The organism is Moorena sp. SIO3I6, assembly GCF_010672095.1.
Genome location: NZ_JAAHHU010001008.1, coordinates 1 through 1,798, shown reverse-complemented (window position 1 = coordinate 1,798; position 1,798 = coordinate 1). Strand labels below are relative to the sequence as shown.

Sequence of the window (1,798 nt, the reverse complement as noted above, 5' to 3'; positions counted from 1 at the left end):
TTGACTTAGGTCGTACCTCTACTAAAGCTTGTATCAGCCGTTACCCCGATGGTGTAGTGCTAATTCCTGCCAATGTTGCCCATCTCACCGTTGAGCAAGTGCGTCGGGGTGGGTTTGAAGCTCGACTGGGTGACCCTCTATTAGATATTTGGCTGGAGTATCAAGGCAAAGGATACGCCATTGGACAACTAGCTGCTGACTTCGGAGCTAACTTGGGTGTTGGTCAATCGAAAGTAGAAGATGCCTTGATAAAAGTTTTTGCCTGCGTAGGACATTTCGAGCTTCAAGGTGACTTGGCAATTATCATGGGATTGCCCTACCATTCCCAAGAGCAGTTTGAGCGTGAAAAAGAGGAATTAATTGGTATCCTGGCTTCTCCTCATGTCATGTACTACAGAGGGGAACAAGTCTCGATTACGATTAAGAAAGTTTGGGTAATACCAGAGGGCTATGGTAGCTTGATCTGGGTTGAAGTTCAGGAAAACGATCCATCCGATGGCGGATTACATGACCGTTCCGTCGCCGTTGTGGATATTGGCCACCAAACCACTGACTTTATCATGGCAGATTCGTTCCGATTTGCTAGAGGAGCATCTCAGAGTGAAGCATTTGCCATGAATGAGTTTTATGATCAATTAGCTACCCAAATTCAGGGAGCTGACAGTCAATCGTTACTATTAATCAAAGCGGTTAATCGTCCAGAGGGAGAGCGCTTTTATCGTCCTAAGGGTGCTGCTCAGCCCACAGACCTCGACGAAATTATACCGAGTTTGCGCAAAAGTTTTGCCCGTGAACTATCTGATCGCTTGCTCGCTTGGCTACCAGAACGCACCACAGACGTAGTCGTGACCGGTGGTGGTGGACAATTCTTCTGGAATGATCTTCAACTTATCTTTAAGGAAGCTAGACTCAAGGGTTACTTAGCTCAACCCTCTCGAAAAGCGAATGCTTTGGGACAATACATTTATGGAGAGGTGCAGAAGCAATCAGCATCTCGATAAATTTTATTGTAATTATCCAGTAGGATTATAGGAATAATTCCCATGGCAGCGATCGCAAAAAAAGTAAATAAAACAGTAGCATTTACCACTAACCGGGAGGATCAAGCCCTACTAAAGGCAGTGGAGAAAGAACTAGCTAAGGGTCAGTATCCTAGCTTTAGCATGTTTTGCAAGCAAGCTATCCAAGAGTTTCTGTTAAAACCAGAATCCTCTCAGGAAAAAGCATCCTCCCAGGAAACAACCGAGGGAACAACCGAGGAAACAGCAAGTGTTGGAAATCTTGAAGACAAGCTAACCCAACTGCAGCAGCAATTAACTGAAGTGGTACAGACGTTATCCGTTCAGAGTCCTAGCCAACTGAATAGTCAGCTAACTGATCTGACTCAACGAATTGAGGAAATAGACTCTAATACAACTCAACAATTGACCCAGTTACAACAGCAGCTTGGGAAATTAGAGCAAGTTCTATCTACTGAAGAATCCTCTGAACAACTTGATGATCAATTGATGGCATTAATCGAACAGGTCAAGCAAGTCGATGACCGTTCTCATCAACAACTCGAACACTTAAAACAGCAAGTTGCTGGTGTAGAAACAGTGCTGTCCAATTTTAGTACGACGGATGTGCCTCGCGCCACAGAACAGGGATCCACAGCAAAAGCGACTAGAGAGTCAGATGCTACGGCTCAAGTAGGATGGGAAAAAGACGCTGATCAATCTGATGATCCGTTACTAAGTCGCTTGGGTTCTTTATTAGAGGATTTTTAATTAACTGTATACTAATATGACAAAACGTA

At 44.3% G+C, this 1,798-nt stretch carries 2 protein-coding genes; both read left to right on the top strand.

Annotated elements, in window-relative coordinates; genetic code table 11:
• Positions 1-1,001, top strand: a 1,001-nt coding sequence (locus F6K49_RS45490; RefSeq protein ID WP_293108775.1) for a ParM/StbA family protein, incomplete at its 5' end; no start/stop codon positions are given.
• 42 nt (positions 1,002-1,043) lie between these two features.
• Positions 1,044-1,769 (top strand): hypothetical protein, encoded by a 726-nt coding sequence (locus F6K49_RS45485; RefSeq protein ID WP_293108772.1) that lies wholly within the window; start codon positions 1,044-1,046, stop codon positions 1,767-1,769.
• The last annotated feature ends 29 nt before the right edge of the window (positions 1,770-1,798 follow it).